We start from the raw sequence: 6,601 nt of genomic DNA, 5'->3' as shown, positions 1-6,601 counted from the left end.
GTCGCCTGTCCCTTCATCGCCAACACCTTGGTGATTGCTGCGGTCAGCGTCGTCTTGCCGTGGTCTACGTGTCCGATCGTCCCCACGTTGCAATGCGGTTTTGTCCTCTCAAATTTTGCCTTTGCCATTTCGCCTCCTTGCTAATCGAGCAGATGGTTTTCAGAATAGACTGGGCTGAACCTTTCCACTGATTACTGTATAACTGATTACTGCTATTCGCCTTTAACTTTGGCTATAATACCTTCTGCAATGCCTTTCGGCACCTCGTCATAGTTCGCGAACTGCATGGTATAGGTTGCTCTTCCCTGTGTCCGAGAACGGAGGTCTGTCGCGTAGCCGAACATTTCGGAAAGAGGGACCTGCGATTTGATTACCTGCGCCTTACCCCTTTGCTCCATATTCTGTATTTTGCCTCTCCGGGAATTAAGGTCACCGATAACATCTCCCATATAATCTTCCGGAGTAACAACCTCTACATTCATAATAGGTTCAAGGATAATAGGCTTCGCCTTCTTGGCGCATTCCTTGAAGCCCATAGACCCTGCAATCTTGAACGCCATTTCAGAGGAGTCGACCTCGTGATATGAACCGTCTGTAAGCGTTACTCTGAAATCAACAAAGGGATACCCGGCAAGCACACCACCGTCAGCAGCCTCTTTGACGCCCTTTTCAACAGCATTCCAATATTCACGCGGTACGGTTCCGCCTACGACTTTACTCACAAACTCAAAACCTTTACCGGGCTCAAGCGGCATTATCTCGAGATAGACATGCCCATATTGTCCACGGCCGCCGCTCTGACGGACAAACTTCCCCTCAGCCTTTGCAGCCGCACGAATCGTTTCCCTATAGGCAACCTGAGGCTTGCCGACATTCGCTCCAACCTTAAACTCGCGCGTGAGCCTGTCGACAATGATTTCGAGATGAAGTTCGCCCATACCGGCGATAAGCGTCTGGCCGGTCTCCTCATTAACAGAAACCCTGAACGAAGGATCCTCCTGGGCAAGCTTTGCAAGAGACTGGGACAGTTTTTCCTGGTCCGGCTTTGTCTTCGGCTCTATCGCAACGGAAATGACAGGATCAGGAAACTCCATGGCTTCAAGAATGACCGGAAGCTTTTCATCGCAGAGCGTATCCCCGGTAAGAGTTGACTTAAGGCCAACTGCAGCAGCGATATCGCCGGCAGAAACCTCCTTAATATCCTCTCTCTTGTTCGCGTGCATCTTGAGGAGTCTTCCGACGCGCTCTTTGGTTCCTTTTGTAGAGTTATAAATATATGATCCCGCATTCATGGTTCCTGAATAAACCCTGAGAAATGTAAGCTGGCCAACAAACGGATCGGTCATGATCTTGAATGCAAAGGCAGAAAAAGGCTCCTTGGCCTCAGGTTTTCTGATCTGTTCTGAATTATCATCTGGCGATATGCCAATCACAGGCGGTATGTCGTAGGGCGAGGGCAGATAGTCTACAATGGCGTCAAGAAGATGCTGAACTCCCTTATTTTTGAAGGCTGTGCCACAGATCACCGGGGTAATCTTCATCTCAATCGCACCCTTTCTCAGGGCCGCGCGGATTTCCTCAGCAGTCACTTCCTCTCCATTAAGAAACTTGTCCATCACCCTTTCATCAACATCGGAAACAGCCTCAATCATCTTCTCTCTGTATTCTTTGGCCTGATCAAGATATTCGGCAGGTATCTCACCTTCGACATATTTTGCTCCAAGCGCTTCGTCATCATAGAAAAAGGCCTTCATCGAAATGAGGTCGATAGGGCCTCTGAACTGATCTTCTGCACCGATCGGTATCTGGATAGGCACAGGGTTTGCGCCGAGCCTGTCGACCATACTGTTTATGCACATATAGAAATCTGCGCCCATCCTGTCCATCTTATTCATAAAGGCAATTCGGGGGACATTATATTTATTTGCCTGGCGCCATACCGTCTCCGACTGCGGCTCAACACCGGAAACGGAGTCAAACACGGCAACAGCACCATCAAGGACTCTGAGGGAGCGTTCAACTTCTATCGTAAAATCTACGTGGCCAGGGGTGTCGATGATATTGATTCTATGGTCACGCCAAGTACAGGTGGTTGCCGCTGACGTGATAGTAATGCCGCGCTCCTGCTCCTGCACCATCCAGTCCATGACCGCAGTACCCTCATGAACTTCGCCGATCTTATAGGTTACACCAGTATAATAGAGTATCCTTTCGGTAGTGGTAGTTTTCCCGGCATCGATGTGTGCCATGATACCGATATTGCGTGTTGTTTCTAAAGGACCGCGTGACAAGATATATCTCCCTTAATCTCTCTACCATCTATAATGCGCAAACGCCTTATTAGCATCTGCCATTTTATGGGTATCTTCCTTCTTCTTAATGGAAGCACCGGTATTGTTAAATGCATCGAGTAACTCTCCCGCCAACCTCTCCCGCATGGTTTTCTCACCACGACCTCTGGAGTAATTAATGAGCCATCTGAATGCAAGCGCCATCCTTCTCTGCGGCCTGATCTCGACAGGAACCTGATAGGTGGCACCGCCGACTCTTCTCGCCTTAACCTCTAGGAGGGGCTTCACATTCTCAAGCGCCGCCTTGAAGACCTTGAGCGGGTCGTTTCCCGTCTTGTCCTTGATAATATCAAAGGCACCATAACAGATGTTCTCTGCCGTGGCCTTTCTTCCGCTTTCCATGATAATGGTAACGAACTTGCTCACGACCTTACTGTTATATTTCGGGTCCGGCAGTATCTCTCTCTTTTCGGCAACTCTTCTTCTCGGCATTTACATACTCCGTTTATTTAGGCTTCTTTGTTCCGTATTTGGATCTGCTGCGTTTCCTGTCATTGACACCCTGAGAATCAAGAGTACCTCTGATAATATGGTACCTGACACCGGGAAGATCCTTAACCCTTCCGCCCCTGATCATGACAATCGAGTGCTCCTGAAGGTTGTGTCCAACGCCTGGGATGTAGGCAGTCACTTCCATGGCATTAGTCAGTCTTACCCTGGCAACCTTTCTCAATGCTGAGTTCGGTTTCTTGGGCGTGGTAGTGTAGACCCTGGTGCAGACACCCCTCTTCTGGGGACATGACTTCAGCGCGGGGCATTTCGTTTTCTTTATCAGGGTCTTGCGTCCCTGCCGTACTAACTGTGCTATTGTAGGCACATTTCCTCCAAAAAAATAAAAAGTGAACAGTCCTCTAAACTCTGGGAAACCTTGCAATCTTACCAGAGCAATTAATTAATGTCAAGCTTTTTATGGGCAGTAATTATACTGCGACATCAAAAGAACCCGGCAGCGGGAAACAGGAGTATAACATTGCATGAAAAAAAAGTATATATTTTTTTGACAATAATTTTGAAGCCGTATGCGGGCAGCTTAATCGTACGATCTTTCAGTGCCTAAAAGCCCTCTGGCCGGTAAATACCATTGTTACTTTTGGATCTGCTTGATTGCAGGCCTCTATAGACTCATAATCTCTGTCTGATCCGCCTGGCTGAACAATTGCCTTAATGCCTTCTTTGATCCCCACATCTACGCCGTCCCGGAAGGGGAAAAAAGCATCGGAAACCATGGTTGCCCCTATAAGTCCGCCCTTCTCATTGTTGGTCAGCGCATCGATCTCCCGCAGTGCATCAATGTCGCGTCTGCCCAAAGAAGCCTCCATCTCAAAGGTCTTGTAAGGGATCCCGTATTTCCTGAAGCAGAGACTATCAGCATATTTTGTATAGGCTTTGAAAATTGCGATCTCCGCAACACCAACACGGTCCTGCTCCCCTGTCCCGATCCCGACCGTCACGCCATCTTTCACATAAATCACTGAATTTGAAGTGATCCCCTGCTCAACATTCCATCCAAACAACATGTCATCGTAGTCTTTCTCGGTCGGCAGTCTTTCGACAGCGTATTCTCTCCCTTTATATACGGTCTTTGCTGGCAGAAAATCATCCTTTGTCCTTATCCTGCTGACCGGCGACTGCTGAACAATTATTCCGCCGTCTATTAATGATTTGAAGTCCACAAAACGAAAAGAGCGATACTTTTCCAGCTCACCTATCTTATGCATCTTCACAATCCTGAGGTTCTTCCTTTTTGCAATGATATCAAAAACGCCATCCTCAAAATCAGGGGCAGCAACAACTTCAAGATAATTATTACTGACCAATTCTGCAGTCATCCTGTCCAGGGATCGGTTCACAACAAGGCATCCGCCGAATGCCGCAATCCTGTCAGCCATAGTTGCCTTCTCATACGCATCTGAAACGGTGTCTCCATATGCAACGCCACTCGGGTTATTATGTTTCATGATCACTGCCGCAGGCCGTCCTGAGAGATACTTGAGGATATTCAAAGCATTATCGATATCGGTGAGGTTTGTCTTGCCGGGATGCTTGCCGGCCTGGAGCATGTCAGCCTCTGAAATGCTGCTCACAAGCCCATTGCCTGCTTCGATGAACCTGCAATCTCCCAGCACCAGGTTACCATTCACCAACTCATAGAGCGCAGCCTGCTGATCGGGATTCTCGCCATAGCGCAGCCCTTTTTCAACAAGCTCTCCCGACGCGTCGTCAGTTATTTTCCATGCTCTCTTTCTGTACAGGAGCGTTTGGCTTCCAAACCTGACAGCCATTTCGTCAGGGAAATCATCGTCCATGATGGTCTTATACATCTTTTTCATATCCGACATCAATATCTCCTTGTTGCCAAAAGGGTAATCACACATGAACGACGTGGAATAATAGCAGAATGAAATGGAAAGTTGATAGCAACCGAAGCCAGGTCAGCGGAACTGAAGCCCTGCCCGATAAAGATCATGATCAACCTGTTTTACCCAACGAACAACTCCAGTCGTTGAAGGGAGAGGCAGGTCATCCTTGACCTTTACATGATGTCCTTCACGGATGCAGCAGGGGCTAAAAATATAGAGACTCATCCCTGCTTTGCTGATATCAATTGTTACGCCTTTGAAGTCTCCTTCTGAATCAGGAAGACAGATATACTTTATTGTCCTCAGATAGGGATATCTCTCTTCGCTCCGCTTGTTTCTCTTCTCCAGTGCCATGGTACCCCCCGTAAAGATCTACGGCATTATATCGTATTCATCAACTCTTCTTCAATATAAGCCGAGCCAAGTTCAACAAAGACCTTTAAGTTTAAGGGCTCTCATCGGATTCTGATCTCTTTTTTTGCAGCAGCCAGTTCCACAGGCTCAGTCTTCTCAATGCCAAGCGAACGTGCAAAGGAACTGGGGTATCTGAGATAATTGATACGAGCCATGAAGATCACCGTCCCCGTGGCATCCTTAGGTATTCTGAACTGATATCTTTCCTTTCGGATCTCTTCAGCCTTCAGACGGTTATCAAACGTGATCCGGGCGGCATTGTAAGATGAAAGGGTCTGCTTTCCATGCTTGTCAAGATAGATAGAGCGATACATGCGGCTACCCTCAGGAACATCCCCGGCAATGATCTCTTTATCAAGAATTCCTCTTCCGGCGACATCATAGACATCATTCCCGGGCGTTGCCGGAATAGCAACCATTTTACCGTCTACGCTTGCTACCAGTTCTACCCAGAGCATCCTCAGGTCAGCACTGCCAGAGGGCATAGAATGCCCAACCTTCTTGTTAAAGATCTGAACATTGAGAGCGACTTCTTCTCCCGGAGATGCCTCAGACTTGTCAGTGCTCAACTCAAGCATGAGAGCTTCAGCCGTCTGCGTCTTCGCATGCGCACCTGGGAACTTATGCGTGTACAGTTTATTCCGCTTATAGTTGTGCCCCAAGGTCATGGATGCTGCCTGGCCGGAATCGAACACAGGCTTATCGTCAGTCAGGAAGCCCTGAAGGTTCATATGGCAGTCCTGGCAGTGGATCTTCTTTCTGGCATAGGCACTTTCTTTCCATTCCGTAAACGTCGATTTAATTTCCACTCCTTCATGGTTCACGTCATTGTGACAGATGCCACAAAATTCACTTTTGGTCTGCAATTCATGATACGCATGATGCCTGTCTGATGCATGCTTAAAAGGTCCGTATTTGCTTTCTCCCGGCGTCGCAATAAAGTTCCCGCCCTCGGGCTGTTCACCTTTATATGCACTGATCCGGTGGCAGAAGTCACAAACAATGCCTGACAGGTTTTGCACCGTTTGCTGCGGACTCTCAATGTGCCCTTTATTTTTTATAAATGCAATAGGATCATGACATGCGATACACTTGTCCGCATCTTTTGTTAGGTCCTGCTGCTTGGGCAACTTCGGGAGCAGTTCACGGAAATACTGGGCCTGGAAGACCGGGTTTGAAAAAGATTTTGCATGCATGGATTCTTCATGCTGCTCAACGATTTTCCCATGGCATCCGCGACACATTATCGATGATTCAAATTCAGTCAGAACATGCTGAACTGGTGCAGACTGTTGTGACTGCCCCGAGACACAACCACCAAGCAGTAAGGCAATGGTTACCAGAGACAGCACTATTAAGTAATCGTGCTTCCTCAATGCTAATATTCTTTCCCGTTCTTCTGGCACTGTTATATTTTTTTTGCCCCACCTGATCATGCTCAATCTCCTTGGCAATTTGCAGAAGCCTATTTTTCTA

7 protein-coding genes are annotated in these 6,601 nt (G+C 47.8%); all 7 read right to left on the bottom strand.

The window, feature by feature from the left end; translation table 11 throughout:
• A partial coding sequence (tuf, locus tag HZB62_15280) for an elongation factor Tu (protein MBI5076512.1) occupies positions 1 to 128 on the bottom strand: 128 nt, incomplete at its 3' end.
• 84 nt (positions 129 to 212) lie between these two features.
• On the bottom strand, positions 213 to 2,294 hold the full coding sequence (fusA, locus tag HZB62_15275) for an elongation factor G (GenBank protein ID MBI5076511.1): 2,082 nt from the start codon (positions 2,292 to 2,294) through the stop codon (positions 213 to 215).
• An 18-nt stretch (positions 2,295 to 2,312) separates the two neighbouring features.
• A complete protein-coding gene (gene rpsG / locus HZB62_15270; GenBank protein MBI5076510.1) occupies positions 2,313 to 2,783 on the bottom strand; it encodes a 30S ribosomal protein S7 in 471 nt (156 codons plus the stop codon).
• A gap of 13 nt (positions 2,784 to 2,796) precedes the next feature.
• Entirely contained in the window at positions 2,797 to 3,168 is a 372-nt protein-coding gene (locus tag HZB62_15265) for a 30S ribosomal protein S12 (GenBank protein ID MBI5076509.1), read from the bottom strand.
• Between the two features lie 229 nt (positions 3,169 to 3,397).
• Positions 3,398 to 4,690, bottom strand: coding sequence for an IMP cyclohydrolase (locus HZB62_15260; GenBank protein MBI5076508.1), 1,293 nt, complete (start codon positions 4,688 to 4,690; stop codon positions 3,398 to 3,400).
• Positions 4,691 to 4,783: 93 nt separating this feature from the next.
• Positions 4,784 to 5,065, bottom strand: coding sequence for a PilZ domain-containing protein (locus HZB62_15255; GenBank protein MBI5076507.1), 282 nt, complete (start codon positions 5,063 to 5,065; stop codon positions 4,784 to 4,786).
• 101 nt (positions 5,066 to 5,166) lie between these two features.
• On the bottom strand, positions 5,167 to 6,561 hold the full coding sequence (locus HZB62_15250; GenBank protein ID MBI5076506.1) for a hypothetical protein: 1,395 nt from the start codon (positions 6,559 to 6,561) through the stop codon (positions 5,167 to 5,169).
• Positions 6,562 to 6,601 lie beyond the last annotated feature (40 nt).

This window comes from Nitrospirota bacterium (assembly GCA_016214855.1).
GTDB lineage: Bacteria > Nitrospirota > Thermodesulfovibrionia > Thermodesulfovibrionales > UBA6898 > UBA6898.
Note: the sequence above shows the minus strand (reverse complement) of the source record. Positions and strands in the feature narration are given on the sequence as shown.

Coding starts and splice junctions, on each gene's coding strand:
- rpsG (MBI5076510.1), bottom strand. CDS start 2,783: ATGCCGAGAAGAAGAGTTGCCGAAAAGAGAGAGATACTGCCGGACCCG.
- HZB62_15260 (MBI5076508.1), bottom strand. CDS start 4,690: ATGTCGGATATGAAAAAGATGTATAAGACCATCATGGACGATGATTTC.
- HZB62_15255 (MBI5076507.1), bottom strand. CDS start 5,065: ATGGCACTGGAGAAGAGAAACAAGCGGAGCGAAGAGAGATATCCCTAT.
- HZB62_15250 (MBI5076506.1), bottom strand. CDS start 6,561: ATGATCAGGTGGGGCAAAAAAAATATAACAGTGCCAGAAGAACGGGAA.